Below are 16,213 nucleotides of genomic sequence, written 5' to 3'. Positions count from 1 at the left end.
GAGGCTGCTCAGCACAGTGGTCATGCCCGCGCGCTGAGGCGCCGGCTCACACCGCCCCGGCTCAGGCCGCCGACGTCACGCGGTAGACGTCGTACACGCCCTCGACGTTGCGCACCACGTTGAGCACGTGGCCCAGATGCTTCGGATCGCCCATCTCGAAGGTGAACCGGCTGATCGCGACCCGGTCGTTGGACGTCGTCACCGACGCCGACAGGATGTTGACCTTCTCGTCGGCCAGTACGCGCGTCACGTCCGAGAGCAGCCGGTGCCGGTCGAGCGCCTCGACCTGGATCGCGACCAGGAACACCGACGACGGCGACGGCGCCCACTGCACGTCGATGATGCGTTCGGACTGTTGCTGCAACGACGACGCGTTCGTGCAGTCGGTGCGGTGCACACTGACTCCGCCGCCGCGCGTGATGAAGCCCATGATGTTGTCGCCGGGCACCGGCGTGCAGCACTTGGCCAGCTTGGTCAGCACCCCCGGCGCGCCCGGCACCGCGACCCCGACGTCGTCGTTGGTGCGTTGCCGCACCGGCATGGTCGCCGGCGTGGACCGCTCGGCGATCTCGTCGGCGGCCTCGTCGTCACCGCCGAGCTGGGCCAGCAGCCGCTGCACCACATGGCGCGCCGACACGTGCCCCTCACCGACGGCGGTGTAGAGCGCGGAGACGTCAGCGTAGCGCAGCTCCCGGGCCAGCGCAGCCATCGTGTCGGCATTCATCAAGCGCTGCAACGGAAGTCCGCCGCGACGAACTTCGCGCGCGATCGCCTCTTTGCCGGAGTCCAGCGCCTCCTCGCGGCGCTCCTTGGCGAACCACTGCCGGATCTTGGCCTTGGCCCGCGGGGACACCACGAAGGTCTGCCAGTCCCGCGACGGGCCTGCGTTCGGCGCCTTCGACGTGAAGACCTCGACCACTTCCCCGTTCTCGAGTTTGCGTTCGAGCGCGACGAGCCGGCCGTTGACGCGGGCGCCGATGCAGCGGTGACCCACCTCGGTGTGCACGGCATAGGCGAAGTCCACCGGCGTCGAACCGGTCGGCAGCGTGATCACGTCGCCCTTCGGGGTGAACACGAAGATCTCCTGCACCGCAAGGTCGTAACGCAGCGACTCCAGGAATTCGCCTGGGTCGGCGGCCTCCCGCTGCCAGTCGAGCAGCTGCCGCATCCAGGCCATGTCGTCGATCTCGGTCGCCGCGCTGCCCGCAGGTAAACCGTTGCGCCCCTTGACCTCCTTGTACCGCCAGTGCGCGGCGATGCCGTACTCGGCGGTCTTGTGCATGTCGATGGTGCGGATCTGCACCTCCAGCGGCTTGCCCTCGGGGCCGACCACGGTGGTGTGCAGCGACTGGTAGACCCCGAACCGCGGCTGGGCGATGTAGTCCTTGAACCGCCCCGCGATCGGCTGCCACAACGAGTGCACCACACCGACCGCGGCGTAGCAGTCACGCACCTCGTCGCACAGGATGCGCACCCCGACCAGGTCGTGGATGTCGTCGAAGTCGCGCCCCTTGACGATCATCTTCTGATAGATCGACCAGTAGTGCTTGGGCCTGCCCTCGACGGTGGCGTGGATCTTCGACGCGTTGAGCGTCGCGGTGATCTCGGCGCGCACCTTGGCCAGGTAGGTGTCCCGCGACGGGGCCCGATCGGCCACCAGCCGCACGATCTCCTCGTACTTCTTCGGGTGCAGGATCGCGAACGACAGATCCTCCAGCTCCCACTTGACCGTCGCCATGCCGAGCCGATGCGCAAGCGGCGCAATGACTTCCAGGGTCTCGCGGGCCTTGCGCGCCTGCTTCTCCGGCGGCAGGAAACGCATCGTGCGCATGTTGTGCAGCCGGTCGGCGACCTTGATCACCAGCACGCGCGGGTCCCGCGCCATCGCGATGATCATCTTGCGGATGGTCTCGCCCTCGGCGGCGGTGCCGAGCGCGACCTTGTCCAGCTTGGTGACGCCGTCGACGAGATGGCCCACCTCGACGCCGAACTCCTGGGTCAGCGCCTCCAGCGTGTAGCCGGTGTCCTCGACAGTGTCGTGCAGCAACGCCGCGATCAGCGTGGTGGTGTCCATGCCGAGTTCGGCCAGGATGTTGGCCACCGCTAGCGGATGGGTGATGTACGGATCGCCCGAGCGGCGCAACTGGTCGGCATGACGCTGCTCGGCGACCTCGTAGGCCTTCTGAAGCAGGGTCAGGTCGGCCTTGGGGTAGATCTCCCGGTGCACCGCGACCAGCGGCTCGAGCACCGGGTTGATGGTGCTGCGCTGAGACGTCATCCGGCGGGCCAGCCGGGCGCGGACCCGGCGCGACGCGCTGGTGGCCGGCTTGGCGGTGTCGACCCGGGCACTGTCGGCCCGGGGCAGCTCCATCGGCTGGGTTTCCGGGCCGGCGACGGGCGGCCGGGACGGCGATGGCACAGCCTGGTCGGCGACGGGTTCGGTCCGAACCTTGTCAGCCATCTCCACCTCCAGGATCGGTGCTCTTCGCAGGATAGTCCGCTAGACGGTGTAGAGGCTGGTGACCTCGAGCGGTTCCAGCGCGGCACGACCGCCCAGCGCGGTCAGCTCCATGATCACCACCGCGCCCGTCACGTGCGCGCCGGCCCGCGTGAGCAGCCGGTGGGTGGCGGCCAGGGTGCCGCCGGTGGCCAGCACGTCGTCGATCACCACCACCGACCGACCGGCCAGTTCGATGCCGTCGGCAGGCACCTCCAGCGTGGCCGAGCCGTACTCGAGGTCGTAGCTCTGACCGAGCACCGGCGGGGGCAGCTTGCCGCCCTTGCGCACCGCCAGCACTCCGATCCCGAGGGTCAGCGCGACCGCGCCGCCGACCAGGAAGCCACGGGCGTCCACCCCGGCGATCAGGTCGGCCCCGCGCGCGGCGTCGGCCAGCGCATTGCTGACCGCGGCCAGCCCGCGGCCGTCGGCCAGCACCGGGGTGAGGTCCTTGAACTGCACCCCGGGTTCCGGGAAGTCGGGGACCTCCCGCACCAGGGAGGCGATGACCTCGGCGACGTCGGTCACTGGCTCAGCTTCCAACGGTCCATGTTCCACCCAGCACCCCATCGCGTCGGATTGCCACTCACCGCATACATCTTGGTCGAGGTGAGCAGTGTGCGCTGCTGCCGGTACAGCGGCAGCGTCGGCATGTCGGCCCACAGGATCGGCGCCGCCTCGGCGAGCAGGCGCGCGGTCTCCTTCGGGTCGGAGATCACCGCCAGGGTGGCGATGATCGCGTCGATGCGCTCGTTGCGGTACCGCGCCAGGTTGTTGCCGTCGCCGCTGTGCAACGCGTAGGCATCCACCGTCGACGAGCCGGACGACCCGCTGCCTGCCGCCCCGCCGGTGCTGGCGATCAGCACGTCGACGGTGTTGTCGCGCAGGGACTGCGGCCCGACGTCCTCGCCCGCGGCGTCCTCGACGGTGATGCCCGCCGGGGCGCACGCCTTCGCGATCGCGCCGACGGTGGCGGCCAGCCTCGCGTTGGGCGTCTGGTAGCCGATGCGCACGGTCAGCGGCTCGTCCTCCAGCGCGGCGCGGGCAGCGACGGGATCGGCCACCGCGAACTCGTTGACCTGCGGGGTGGCCTCGGCCGCGCTGTAGGCGTCCTCGGTCGCGGTGTTCAGCCGCGCGTTGGCCACCGGGACACCGGCGTTGCGGGCGATGACGTCGCGCGGGGTGCACAGCGCCAGCGCGCGGCGGGCGGGCACCGCGGCCAGCGGTCCCTGCGGAGCGAAGATGAGCTGCTCGACGCCGGCCGACGGCGAGTCGGTGCGCACGTAGTCGTCGGGCAGGTTCAGCGTGCCCGACGAGCCGGTGGCGATGTCCACGACGTCGTAGCCGCCCTCGTTGACCTTGTCCTGGAGCTCGGGGCTGCGCGGCCACACGGTGATCTCGGAGGTCACCGGCGCGGTGCCCCACCACTTGTCGTTGGCCACCAGCACCACGGCGCCGTCGTCGGTGACCGAGTCGAGCTTGTACGGACCCGACGACGGGAACTTCTTCAGGTCGAGGTCGGGGCTCAGGTCCCAGGTGCTGTTCCAGACCTGCGCGATGCGTTCCACCACCGGCGCGTCGTTGCCGAGCAGCGCCGTGGTCACTCCGCCCTCGCCCAGGCCGAGCACGTCGGCGATCACGTGGGCCGGCATCATCGACGTCGCGTCGAACAGCTGGCCGTAGTCGGTGAACCCGCGTTCCGGCGCGAACGACACCCGCGCCTTCTTCTGTCCGGGCGCACATTCGACGGTCGCGATGTCGGCGTAACCCGCGCGGCTGGCCGCGTCGAAGCCGGGGAACCGGCCCGACTGCGAGGCCCACGCCAGCACCATGTCGTCACAGGTGATCGGCTTGCCGTCGGAGTAGACCGCCTCGGCCTTGATCTCGTAGTCCAGGATCAGCGGGCTGCGGCCGACCACCGAGACGGCGCCGAAGTCGTGATCGCCGACGATCTGGCCGTCCGGTCCGTGGTAGTTGAACCCGGTCAGCACGCGGGCGAACGCCTGCGGCCCGCCCGAGGCGGCGCCGACGACGGTGTTGGTGTTGTAGGTGACCAGAGTCCCGTCGACCGCGTAGTCGACGGTGTCGGCGGTCCGCTCACCGCACGAGGTGAGCCCGAGTCCGCCCAGCAGGGCGAGCGCCGCTGTCACCGCGACCGCGCGACGTGTGCGACCGGCCATCGGCTACCGGTTCCGCGGGGTGCGCTTACCCGACGGTCGCCCGGTCCGGCTGGTGGTGGGCCGCACGGGGCGGGCACCGGGGGCAGGCTTGTCCGGGGCGGGCGCGGGCGGAGCGGCGGGCGCCGCCGCGACCGTGGCCGGCTCGGCCGCCTCGTCCTTGGCGAGCGTGCCGTCGTCGGCGATCTCGCCGCCGCCGGCCTTCGCCGCGGCCGTCTGCCTGCGGTTGAGCACCCGGCGGGTGTGCTTGCTCACCAGGTCGGTGCGCTCCCGCAGGGTCACCAGCAGCGGGGTGGCGAAGTAGATCGACGAGTAGGTACCGACGATCACGCCGACGAGCTGGACCAGCGCCAGGTCCATCAGCGTGCCGACGCCGAGCAGCCAGACCGCGACCACCATCAGCGCGATGATCGGCAGCACCGAGATCAGGCTGGTGTTGATCGACCGCATGAACGTCTGGTTGACCGCGAGGTTGGCCTGTTCGGCGAACGTGCGGCGGGTGGTGTGCTCGAAGCCCTCGGTGTTCTCCTCGACCTTGTCGAACACGATGACCGTGTCGTAGAGCGAGAAGCCCAGGATCGTCAGCAGGCCGATCACCGTGGCCGGTGTCACCTCGAACCCGACGAGCGCGTACACGCCTGCGGTCACCACGAGGTCGAACACCAGCGTCGCGAGTGCTGCGATCGCCATGTACCGCTCGTAGCGCACGGTGATGTAGACCGCTGCCAGCACCAGGAACACCACCAGCGCGATCAGCGCCTTCTGGGTGATCTGACCGCCCCAGGTCTCCGACACCGCGGAGTCGCTGATCGCCTGCGGACTGGGCTGGCCATCGGGACCGTTGGGCTGGAACGCGTCGAACAGCGCCTGGCGCAGTTCCACGATCTGCTCGTTGTCCAGGGTCTCGGACCGGATCTGGAACGTCGCCGAATCACCGGCGCCGACGACGACCACCGAATCCGGCGGCGTGCCGATCGTGTCGTTGAACACCGTCTCGACCTGCGAGGTGGTGGCCTGGGCGTCGCTGCGGGGGAACGACACCTTGGTGCCGCCCTCGAAGTCGATGCCGAAGGTGAACCCGCGCACCAGCATCGCGGCGATCGACACCGCGACGATCAGACCGCTGACCGTGTACCAGAGCTTGCGCTTGCCGATGACCTCGAAGGCGCCGGTGCCGGTGTAGAGCCGGACGAAGAAGCCGTGCTTGGGCGTGCCTGCCGAGGCGGACTCCAGGTCCGGGGCCTCGATCGCGCCGGACTCGGCGGTGTCTGTGCGGTTGCGTGTCGCCATGACCTATCCCCGTCCCGCCGCGTTCGCGGCCGCTCGGCGTTCGCGTGCGATCTGCTGGACCGCGCCCAATCCGTTGAGCGACGGTTTGGCCCACGCCGCGGACTTCGACGCCATGTACACCAACGGCCACGTCACCAGGAAGACGATCACGACGTCGAGAACCGTGGTCAGGCCCAGCGTGAACGCGAAGCCCTTGACCTGTCCGACGGCCAGCACGTAGAGCACCGCGGCCGCCAGCAGGGTCACGGCGTTGCCGGAGACGATGGTCTTGCGGGCCCTGGCCCAGCCTCGTGGCACCGCGGACCGGAACGAGCGGCCTTCCCGGATCTCGTCCTTGATGCGTTCGAAGAACACCACGAACGAGTCCGCCGTCATACCGATACCGATGATCAGACCTGCGATACCGGCCAGGTCCAGCGTGTAGTTGATCCACCGGCCCAGCAGCACCAGGATCGCGAACACCATCGCGCCCGAGGCGGTCAGCGACAGCGCGATCAGCACGCCGAGCGCCCGGTAGTAGAGCAGCGAGTACAGCAGCACGGCCACCAGCCCGACCACGCCGGCGATCAGCCCGGCCCGCAGCGAGGACAGGCCCAGGGTGGCGGACACCGTCTCGGCTTCGGAGGACTCGAACGACAGCGGCAGCGAGCCGTACTTGAGCACGTTGGCGAGTTCGCGCGCGGTGTCCTGGGTGAACTGGCCGGTGATCTGCGTGCGGCCGCCCGGGATCGCCTCCTGGATCACCGGGGCGCTGACCACCTGGGAGTCGAGCACGAACGCGGTCTGGGTGCCGATGTTGGCGGCGGTGAAGTCCGCCCACACCTTCGCGGCGTCGCTCTTGAACTCGACGTCGACGACGTACTCGCCGGCCTGCTGGTTGAGCCCGGACGACGCGTTGGCGATCTGTTCGCCGCTGATGATCGACTTGTCCAGCAGGTAGACCTCGTTGCCGTCCTGCGAACAGGTGACCAACGGCAGGTTCGGGTCGTCGTTGCCGGCCAGCACGTCCTCCTGGCCGCAACGGGTGGCTTGGAACTGCAGCGCCAGGATTTGGATGGCTTGCTCGGTGCTCTGGCGCAGCCGCTTCTCGTCCTGGATGCGGGTGGCCAGCGGCACCTCTTCGTCGCCACCGGGCAGCGACGCGCCGGGAGCGGGCGCGGGAGTCGGGGCCGGCGTCGGGGCCGGTGTCGGCGCGGGCTGCTGCGGGAAGGGTCGCGGCTGCGGCGCGGGCGGCGCGGCCGGGGCGCCGGGATCCGCGCCCGGCGGCAGGCCCGGGTCGGCGCCGGGAGGCACGACCGGAGCGCCCGGGTCGGCGCCGGGAGGCACCCCCTGCGGGCCGGCCTCCTCGCCGGGCGGCATGGCGCCGGCGGCCGGGATCACGTGCACCACCGGCCGGATGTACAGACGTGCGGTCTGACCGAGGCTGCGGGCTTCGCTGGTGTCGTCACCGGGGACGGTGATCACCAGGTTCTGCCCGTCGATGATGACCTCGGAGCCCGAGACGCCGAGACCGTCGACGCGCGAGCCGATGATCTGCTTGGCCTGTTCCAGCGATTCGCGCGTAGGCGGCGAACCGTCCGGGGTGCGCGCGGTCAGGGTGACGCGGGTGCCGCCCTGCAGGTCGATACCGAGTTTCGGTTCGGCCTTCTTGTCACCGGTCAGGAACACCAGAAGGAACGCGCCGGTGAGCAGCACCAGGAAGAGTGCCAGGTAGCGGGCAGGGTGAACCGTCGAAGACGATGCCACGGGTCAGAGTCTCCTCGAGATCAGTTCGTCGGGTACCGCACCAGGGCGCGCAAACACGTCAAGACGCAGAAGCACGCAAAGACTACGTGCTTCTGCTGAGGTTTCAGCTGTCGGTCTTGGTGTTGGGCCGATCGGCGATCTCGGCGCCGGGCTCGGCGTCGTCGTCCAGATCGTCCACGTCGTCGTCCAGGTCGTCGGCGATGCGGTCACGCACGGCCAGCTTCATCCAGGTGGTGACCACACCGGGGGCGATCTCCAGGTCGACGTAGTCGTCGCCGATGCCGGCGATCGTGCCCTTCAGCCCGGAGGTGGTGTGCACCTGGTCGCCGACCTCCAGCGAGTTGTGCAGGTCGATGGTCGCCTGCATGGCCTTCTTCTGGCGCCGTGAGGCGAAGAACATGAACGCGCCCATGATGATGAGCAGTGGCAGGAATACGACCAGATCCATGGCGGCAGTGTCTCTCTAAATTCTTGGGTATTCGGTCATGCGGACAGGCTCGCGGACCTGCAGCAGCGAGAGCCCGTCACACGGACTCAATTGACCAGTGTGCCATTGCGGCGGCCCCGAACCACGACCCCCGTCGCACGGGCCCTACCCCACCAGACCCCGTCGACGCTGTTGGCGACGAAATCAGTCGCCTCAGGAGCAACCACCTGTCGATTCCGCAACATGGTGCCCGTCTTGTCGACGGATCGGCACCTTCAGCAGCTAGGCTCGACCGGTAACACAGAGTCGTCGAACTCACGTTTTCCGCTCAGGTCTGTAGGAGGTCCTCTGTGAGCGCTCTGGAACAGAGCCGCCACCTCGCCACCGCCATCCCCGGTCCCCGGTCCGCCGAGTTGATCGCGCGCAAGGGCGCGGCGGTGGCCCGCGGCGTCGGCAACACGATGCCGGTCTACGCGGCGCGGGCGTTCGGCGGCATCGTCGAGGACGTCGACGGCAACCGGCTGATCGACCTCGGCTCGGGCATCGCGGTCACCACCATCGGTAACGCATCCCCCCGAGTGGTGGAGCGCGCCACCGAGCAGCTCCGCAATTTCACGCACACCTGCTTCATGGTGACCCCGTACGAGGGCTATGTGGCCGTCGCCGAGGCGCTCAACCGGCTGACCCCCGGCGACGGCGACAAGCGCTCGGCGCTGTTCAACTCCGGCTCCGAGGCCGTCGAGAACGCCGTCAAGATCGCCCGCGCCTACACCGGCAAGCAGGCGGTGGTGTCGTTCGACCACGCCTACCACGGCCGCACGAACCTGACGATGGCGCTGACGGCCAAGTCCATGCCCTACAAGCACGGCTTCGGCCCGTTCGCCCCGGAGATCTACCGCGCGCCGCTGTCCTACCCGTTCCGCGACGCCGAGTTCGGCAAGGAACTGGCCACCGACGGCGAACTCGCGGCCAGGCGCGCGATCAGCGTGATCGACAAGCAGGTCGGCGCCGACAACCTGGCCGCGGTGATCATCGAGCCGATCCAGGGCGAGGGCGGTTTCATCGTGCCCGCCGACGGGTTCCTGCCCACGCTGCTGCAGTGGTGCCGCGCCAACGGCGTGGTGTTCATCGCCGACGAGGTGCAGACCGGTTTCGCGCGCACCGGCGCGATGTTCGCGTGCGAACACGAAGGCATCGTCCCGGACCTGATCGTCACCGCGAAGGGCATCGCCGACGGCCTGCCGCTGTCGGCGGTCACCGGCCCCGCCGAGATCATGGACGCCCCGCACGTCAGCGGGCTGGGCGGCACCTACGGCGGCAACCCGGTGGCGTGCGCGGCCGCGCTGGCCACCATCGAGACCATCGAGGCCGAGGGCCTGGTGCAGCGCGCCGCGCAGATCGAGACGCTGATGAAGGACAAGCTGGGCCGGCTGCAGGCCGAGGACGAGCGCATCGGCGACGTCCGCGGCCGCGGGGCGATGATCGCCGTCGAGCTGGTCAAGCCCGGCACGCTGGATCCGGACCCGGAACTGACCCGCAACCTGCTCGCCGGCGCGCATCAGGCCGGGGTGATCGTGCTGTCCTGCGGCACCTACGGCAACGTGCTCCGCTTCCTGCCCCCGCTGGCCATCAGCGACGAGCTTCTGCTCGAAGGCCTCGACGTCCTCGAACTCATCCTGCGCGATCTCTGACAGAGGAGCTGACTGACATGACCACCGTCCGGAACTTCATCGACGGCCAACTCGTCGACTCCAGCAGCGGCGCCACCATGCCGCTGGTCGATCCGAGTACCGGCGAGGAGTACGGCACCGCGCCGGTGTCCAACGAGCAGGACGTCGACAACGCCTACGCCGCGGCCGCCAAGGCGTTCACCGGGTGGCGCAAGACCACGCCGTCGGAGCGCCAGAAGGCACTGCTGGGCTTCGCCGACGAGGTCGAGAAGAACGCCGACGCGCTGGTGGCCGCGGAGGGCCGCAACACCGGCAAGCCCAATCACGTCACCGCGGTCGAGGAGATCCCGCCGATGGTCGACCAGATCCGGTTCTTCGCCGGCGCGGCGCGGGTGCTGGAGGGCAAGTCCGCCGGTGAGTACATGGCCGACCACACCTCGTGGATCCGCCGCGAGCCGGTCGGCGTCATCGGTCAGGTCGCGCCGTGGAACTACCCGATGATGATGGCGATCTGGAAGATCTGCCCGGCCATCGCCGCGGGCAACACGGTGGTCATCAAACCCAGTGACACCACCCCGGTGACGACGGTGATGTTGGCGGAGCTGGCCGCCAAGCACCTGCCCCCGGGCGTGCTCAACGTCATCGCCGGCGACCGGGTGACGGGCGCGAACCTGGTCGCGCACCCGACCCCGGCGATGGTGGCCATCACCGGTTCGGTGGCCGCAGGCAAGGCGGTCGCGGTCAGCGCGGGCGGCAACCTCAAGCGCACCCACCTGGAGCTCGGCGGGAAGGCCCCGGTGGTGGTGTTCGACGACGCCGATCTGGCGGCGGCCGCCGAGGGCATCGCCACCGCGGCGTACTTCAATGCCGGACAGGACTGCACCGCCGCCACCCGGGTGCTGGCGTCGGCGTCGATCGCGGCGGACCTGACCGCCGCGCTGGCCGAGCAGGCCAAGGGCGCCACCACGACGTTCGGCCGGCCCGCCGACGACGAGGACGCGTGGGTCCCGCCGGTCAACAACGTCAACCAGATGCAACGGGTGCTGTCCTTCTTCGAGGACATCCCGTCGCACGCCACCGTGGCGGTCGGCGCAAACCGACAGGGCGACAAGGGTTTCTACATCGAGCCGACGGTGATCGGCGGACTGCGTCAGGACGACCGGCTGATCCAGCAGGAGATCTTCGGCCCGGTCATCACGGTGCAGTCGTTCACCGGCGAGGACGAGGCGATCGCGCTGGCCAACGGCGTCGAGTACGGGCTGGCGTCGTCGGTGTGGACCAAGGACGTGTCCCGGGCGCTGCGGGTGTCCAACGCACTCGATTTCGGTTGCGTCTGGATCAACACGCACATCCCGCTGGTCGCCGAGATGCCCCACGGCGGGTTCAAGGCGTCAGGCCACGGCAAGGACCTGTCGATGTACGGCCTGGAGGACTACACGCGCATCAAGCACGTGATGGCCTACACCGGCTGAGCGCCTGCGCGGACGAAATCGACGAGGATGTCCCGGATCTCGTCTGCGGTGAGACCGTCGCCGTCGACCTCGTGGGCGATGAGGTCGGAGACCACATCCTCGCCGGGGTGGCCGCACCGGTGGGCGACCAGCACGTCGAGGTAGGCGCCGAACGCGTCCCGCTGCCCGGCGTCGTCCAGTCGGCCTGGCCCACCGGGCAACCTGCCACCAGTCCCGTTCCGGCGCACCCAACGCGTCGCAGAGCCCGCGCAGGCGCGGGCCAAGGACGATGGCGGCGAGGTCGTCGGGGACACCGGACGCGATTCGGGCCGAGAACAGCTCGGCGAGGCGCTGCGACTGCGGGTGCACCCTCTGACCTCCTCCGACGATCGTCCGACCGATGACCAACGGTAACTGCGCCCGAGGGCGCAACCGACCGTGATGTGGCGCGGTTAACCATGCGACCGCACTGTGACGAACCACTCACCGGGTACGCGAGATCGCCAGCGCCGCAAGGATTCACAGCTGATTATCAGCGGCACCGCCTACCGTGGCCGGAATACACTTAGCTTTACTAACGTAGTTTCTGGTGGCGCATCGTCGCGCCCCCCGCCGCCCGCGATCCATCTGAGGACAGACCATGTCTACCGATACCCGCGAAGGCCGCCTTGCCCGTCGCATCGCCGACCTCTTCGCCACGGACCCCCAGTTCGCCGCCGCCGTACCCGACGAAACCGTCGCCACGGCCGTCGAGCAGAACGCGGCACACCTGCCCGACGTCATGCGGACGGTGCTGGACGGATACGCCGACCGGCCCGCGCTCGGCCGGCGCGCGGTGCGCTTCGTCGAAGACGGCGCCACCGGCCGAACCGTCGCCGAGCTCCTCCCCCACTTCGAGACCATCACCTACGGCGAGCTGGCTCAGCGGATCCGCGGCGTCACCGCCGCGCTCACCGAGGTGCAGCCCGGTGACCGGGTCGCCCTGCTCGGCTTCACCAGCGTCGACTACACGACCGTCGACATGGCCCTGTCGATGCTCGGCGCGGTCCTGGTCCCGCTGCAGACCAGTGCGCCGGTCAGCACCCTGCGCCCGATCATCGCCGAGACCGAGCCGGTCCTCATCGCCTCGTCGGTGGACACCCTCGACGACGCCGTCACGCTGGCCCTGGAGGCACCCCACGCGGCGCGCCTGGTGGTGTTCGACCACCACCCCGAGATCGACGACCACCGCGACGCGCTCACCTCCGCGACGGACCGGCTGCGCGCCGCCGGTTCGCGTCTGGAGGTCGAAACACTCGCCGACGTCATCGCCCGCGGCTCGACAATGCCTGCGCGGGAACAGTTCTCACCCGACGACGACACCCTGATGCTGCTGATCTACACCTCCGGCAGCACCGGCGCCCCCAAGGGCGCGATGCACCCCGAGCACCTGGTGGCCACCACGTGGCGACGATCGAGCCGGTCGTTCTGGGGTGACCACGGCCCCATCCCGTCGATCACGCTGAACTTCCTGCCGATGAGTCACGTGATGGGCCGCGGGCTGCTGTACGCGACGCTGGGCGCCGGCGGCACCGCGTACTTCGCGGCCAAGAGCGACCTGTCGACGTTCCTGGAGGACCTCGCCCTGGTCCGCCCGACGCAGCTGAGCTTCGTGCCGCGGATCTGGGACACCATCTTCGCCGAAGTGTCCAAGGAGCTGGAGCGCCGCACGGCCGACGAGGCCGAGGTGCTCGCCGACCTCCGCCAGAGCCTGCTCGGGGGCCGCTACGTGACCGCGATGACAGGGTCCGCGCCGCTGTCGGCCGAGATGGAAAGCTTCGTCGAGCAACTGCTCGACATGCACCTGACCGACGGCTACGGCTCCACCGAAGCCGGTGCGGTGTTCGTGGACGGGCAGATCCAGCGCCCACCGGTCATCGACTACAAACTCGCCGACGTCCCCGACCTCGGCTACTTCTCCACCGACCGCCCCCACCCGCGTGGTGAGCTCCTGGTCAAATCCGAGAGCCTGTTCCCCGGGTACTACAAGCGCCCCGACATCACCGCCGAGATGTTCGACGAGGACGGCTTCTACCGCACCGGGGACATCGTCGCCGAAACCGCACCGGATCGACTGACCTATCTGGACCGCCGCAACAACGTGCTCAAGCTCTCGCAGGGCGAGTTCGTCGCCGTCTCCAAGCTGGAAGCGGTGTTCGCCGACAGTCCGCTGATCCGCCAGATCTACGTCTACGGCAACAGCGCGCGCCCCTACCTGCTCGCCGTGGTGGTGCCCACCGACGCGGCGCTGGCCCGCGAGGACGTGAAAGCTGCTGTCGCCGAGTCACTTCAGGATGTGGCAAAGGCCGCCGACCTGCAGTCCTACGAGATCCCCCGCGATTTCCTGATCGAGACCACGCCGTTCACGCTGGAGAACGGCCTGCTGACCGGGATCCGTAAGCTGGCCCGGCCCAAACTCAAAGAGCGCTACGGCGACCGGCTGGAAGCCCTCTACACCGAACTCGCCGAGAGCCAGACCGACGAGCTGCGCGAGCTGCGCCGGTCCGGCGCCGAACGCCCGGTGCAGGAAACCGTGCTGCGCGCTGCCGGGGCGATGCTGGGCACCGCCGCCGCCGACCTGCGCCCGGATGCCCACTTCACCGACCTGGGCGGAGACTCGTTGTCGGCGTTGACCTTCGCGAATCTGCTCCACGACATCTTCGACGTCGAGATTCCCGTCGGAGTGATCGTCAGCCCGGCCACCGATCTCCAGGCGCTGGCCGGCCACATCGAGACCGCGCGCAGCACCGGCTCGGTGCGGCCGACTTTCACGTCGGTGCACGGGCATTCGGACCAACCGGTGACCGAGGTGCATGCCCGCGACCTGACGCTGGACAAGTTCGTCGACGCGGCCACCCTGGACGCGGCTCCCGCGCTGCCCGGACCCGCCTCGGAGATCCGGACCGTGCTGTTGACCGGGGCCACCGGCTTCCTCGGCCGGTACCTGGCACTGGAATGGCTGGAGAGGCTGTCGCTGGTCGGCGGCACGCTGATCTGCCTGGTCCGCGCGAAAGACGATGCGTCAGCCCGCGATCGGCTGGATCGAACCTTCGACAGCGGGGACCCGAAGCTGCTCGAGCACTACCGGCGGCTGGCCGCCGACCACCTGGAGGTCGTCGCCGGGGACAAGGGCGACGCCGACCTGGGACTCGACAAGCAGACGTGGCAGCGCCTCGCCGACACCGTCGACCTGATCGTCGACCCGGCCGCGCTGGTCAACCACGTCCTGCCGTACAGCCAGCTGTTCGGGCCGAACGTGGTCGGCACCGCCGAACTGATCCGCCTCGCGCTGACCACCAGGCTGAAGCCGTTCGTCTACGTGTCGACGATCGCCGTCGGCGCAGGCGTGGAACCGGGCCGGTTCACCGAAGACGCCGACGTCAGGCAGATGAGCGCCACCCGCACTGTCGACGACAGCTACGCCAACGGCTACGGCACCAGCAAGTGGGCGGGCGAGGTGCTGCTGCGCGAAGCCCACGACCTGTGCGGGCTACCGGTGTCGGTGTTCCGTTGCGACATGATCCTGGCCGACACCACCTATGCCGGGCAGCTGAATCTGCCGGACATGTTCACCCGGCTGATCTTCAGCCTCGTCGCCACCGGCGTCGCCCCGGAGTCGTTCTACCGGCTCGAGGCCGACGGCCGCCGCCCCCGCGCGCACTATGACGGGCTGCCGGTGGAGTTCATCGCGGAGGCGATCTCGACACTCGGCGCGCAGGTGGTGTCCGGGTTCGAGACCTACCACGTGATGAATCCCCACGACGACGGGATCGGTCTCGACGAGTACGTCGACTGGCTCATCGACGCCGGCTTCCCGGTGCGACGCGTCGGCGACTACGCGACGTGGCTGCAGCGGTTCACGGTGGCGGTCAACGCATTGCCCGACCGGCAGCGCCAGGTCTCCCTGCTGCCTCTGCTGCACAACTACCAGCAGCCCGGGATCCCGGTGCGCGGCGCGATCGCACCGACAGAGCGGTTCCGCGAGGCGGTGCAGGACGCGAAAATCGGCCCGGACAAGGACATCCCGCAGGTGACGCCGCAGGTGATCGTCAAGTACGTCACCGATCTGCAGTTGCTCGGGCTGCTCTAGACCGTCGTCAGACGGCCATCGTGTCGCGATCCTTGTTGCGCCGGCGGCCGAACAGGCCGCGCCGCTTGCGTCCCACGGGCTGGGTCACCGCGTCATCGGGCCCCCAGCCCGCCGTGCCTGCCGGGGCGCCCTCGGTCACCGGAGGCGTCTCGGCGGCGTGCAGGCGGGCCTCGCGGTAGGCGACGTCGCGCGCCGTGCGGACCGACAACCGGCCGACGGCCAGCGCTGCCAGGAACACGATCAGCGCGCCCAGCCCGGAGAAGTAAGTGACCTCGAGCCAGACCTGCTTGGTCTCGTTCTCCGCCACCGGCCGGCGCTGCCCAGGCCGAGCGGACCGGCCACCGCACGCCCGACCACGAACCAGGCGCCTGCGGCCACCGCCAGCCAACCACCGAGCATCGCGGTGGCACGGTTGCGGGACACGAACAGCAGCAAACCGCCGACCACGGCGACCAGGCCCGGCAACACCTCCAGCCAGCCCCGGCCCGCGGTCCACGCCCACGGGCGGTCCGGGGTGAACGCGAAGTCGAACAGCGGGCCGATGAAAGGCGCCAGCGCGCCCCAAACGCCCAGCGCCACTATCAGCAGGCCGCTCACCGCACCGCGGCTCCTCGGGATCTGCATCGCGCCCTTGCGCCCCCGGTGGGTTGTGTCGACCATGATTCCTCCTCGGGTGATGCCAGCGGGTACCCACGCCCGCTCGGCAATAACCCGGGGGTTTGCGCGCCGACTGACATCAAACGTTGCCACAAATGCACCCTCCCGCATGACCCGGTGCAGTCACTACCATCGGTCGCGTGAGACGCATACGCCAGTGGTGGGGCCA

At 69.4% G+C, this 16,213-nt stretch carries 10 protein-coding genes and 1 pseudogene; 3 read left to right on the top strand and 8 right to left on the bottom strand.

The features are described from left to right. Positions 1–61: 61 nt before the first annotated feature. The 6 genes from C6A87_RS12030 to yajC form a co-directional block, all read right to left on the bottom strand. Positions 62–2,461 carry a RelA/SpoT family protein gene (locus tag C6A87_RS12030; RefSeq protein WP_396837047.1) on the bottom strand — a complete coding sequence of 800 codons (2,400 nt, stop codon included), beginning with the start codon at positions 2,459–2,461 and terminating at the stop codon, positions 62–64. 39 nt (positions 2,462–2,500) lie between these two features. Beyond that, positions 2,501–3,040 carry an adenine phosphoribosyltransferase gene (locus C6A87_RS12025; RefSeq protein WP_311117423.1) on the bottom strand — a complete coding sequence of 180 codons (540 nt, stop codon included), beginning with the start codon at positions 3,038–3,040 and terminating at the stop codon, positions 2,501–2,503. After that, positions 3,022–4,677 carry an ABC transporter substrate-binding protein gene (locus tag C6A87_RS12020; RefSeq protein WP_311117422.1) on the bottom strand — a complete coding sequence of 552 codons (1,656 nt, stop codon included), beginning with the start codon at positions 4,675–4,677 and terminating at the stop codon, positions 3,022–3,024. Before C6A87_RS12020 ends, C6A87_RS12025 begins: the two co-directional genes overlap by 19 nt. A gap of 3 nt (positions 4,678–4,680) precedes the next feature. Continuing rightward, on the bottom strand, positions 4,681–5,964 hold the full coding sequence (gene secF / locus C6A87_RS12015) for a protein translocase subunit SecF (protein WP_311117421.1): 1,284 nt from the start codon (positions 5,962–5,964) through the stop codon (positions 4,681–4,683). A 3-nt stretch (positions 5,965–5,967) separates the two neighbouring features. Continuing rightward, positions 5,968–7,710: a protein translocase subunit SecD gene (gene secD, locus C6A87_RS12010; protein ID WP_311117420.1), complete on the bottom strand. Its 1,743-nt coding sequence runs from the start codon at positions 7,708–7,710 to the stop codon at positions 5,968–5,970. A 103-nt stretch (positions 7,711–7,813) separates the two neighbouring features. Next, positions 7,814–8,158, bottom strand: coding sequence for a preprotein translocase subunit YajC (yajC, locus tag C6A87_RS12005; protein ID WP_311117419.1), 345 nt, complete (start codon positions 8,156–8,158; stop codon positions 7,814–7,816). A gap of 329 nt (positions 8,159–8,487) precedes the next feature. Between yajC and gabT the strand changes: the two genes are divergently transcribed. Together gabT and C6A87_RS11995 are read left to right on the top strand one after the other, a co-directional pair. Then, entirely contained in the window at positions 8,488–9,828 is a 1,341-nt protein-coding gene (gene gabT, locus C6A87_RS12000; protein ID WP_311117418.1) for a 4-aminobutyrate--2-oxoglutarate transaminase, read from the top strand. A 17-nt stretch (positions 9,829–9,845) separates the two neighbouring features. Continuing rightward, positions 9,846–11,279 carry a gamma-aminobutyraldehyde dehydrogenase gene (locus C6A87_RS11995; protein WP_311117417.1) on the top strand — a complete coding sequence of 478 codons (1,434 nt, stop codon included), beginning with the start codon at positions 9,846–9,848 and terminating at the stop codon, positions 11,277–11,279. Here C6A87_RS11995 and C6A87_RS11990 read toward each other — a convergent pair. Next, positions 11,267–11,479, bottom strand: coding sequence for a hypothetical protein (locus C6A87_RS11990; protein ID WP_311117416.1), 213 nt, complete (start codon positions 11,477–11,479; stop codon positions 11,267–11,269). The genes C6A87_RS11995 and C6A87_RS11990 overlap by 13 nt on opposite strands. Before the next feature lie 419 nt (positions 11,480–11,898). Here C6A87_RS11990 and car point away from each other — a divergent pair, with 419 nt between their 5' ends. Beyond that, entirely contained in the window at positions 11,899–15,387 is a 3,489-nt protein-coding gene (car, locus tag C6A87_RS11985) for a carboxylic acid reductase (protein WP_311117415.1), read from the top strand. Positions 15,388–15,394: 7 nt separating this feature from the next. Here car and C6A87_RS11980 read toward each other — a convergent pair. Further along, positions 15,395–16,047 (bottom strand): annotated as a pseudogene (locus tag C6A87_RS11980) (hypothetical protein). Between the last annotated feature and the right edge of the window lie 166 nt (positions 16,048–16,213).

This window comes from Mycobacterium sp. ITM-2016-00317 (genome assembly GCF_002968295.1).
Taxonomy (GTDB): Bacteria; Actinomycetota; Actinomycetes; order Mycobacteriales; family Mycobacteriaceae; genus Mycobacterium.
Note: the sequence above shows the minus strand (reverse complement) of the source record. Positions and strands in the feature narration are given on the sequence as shown.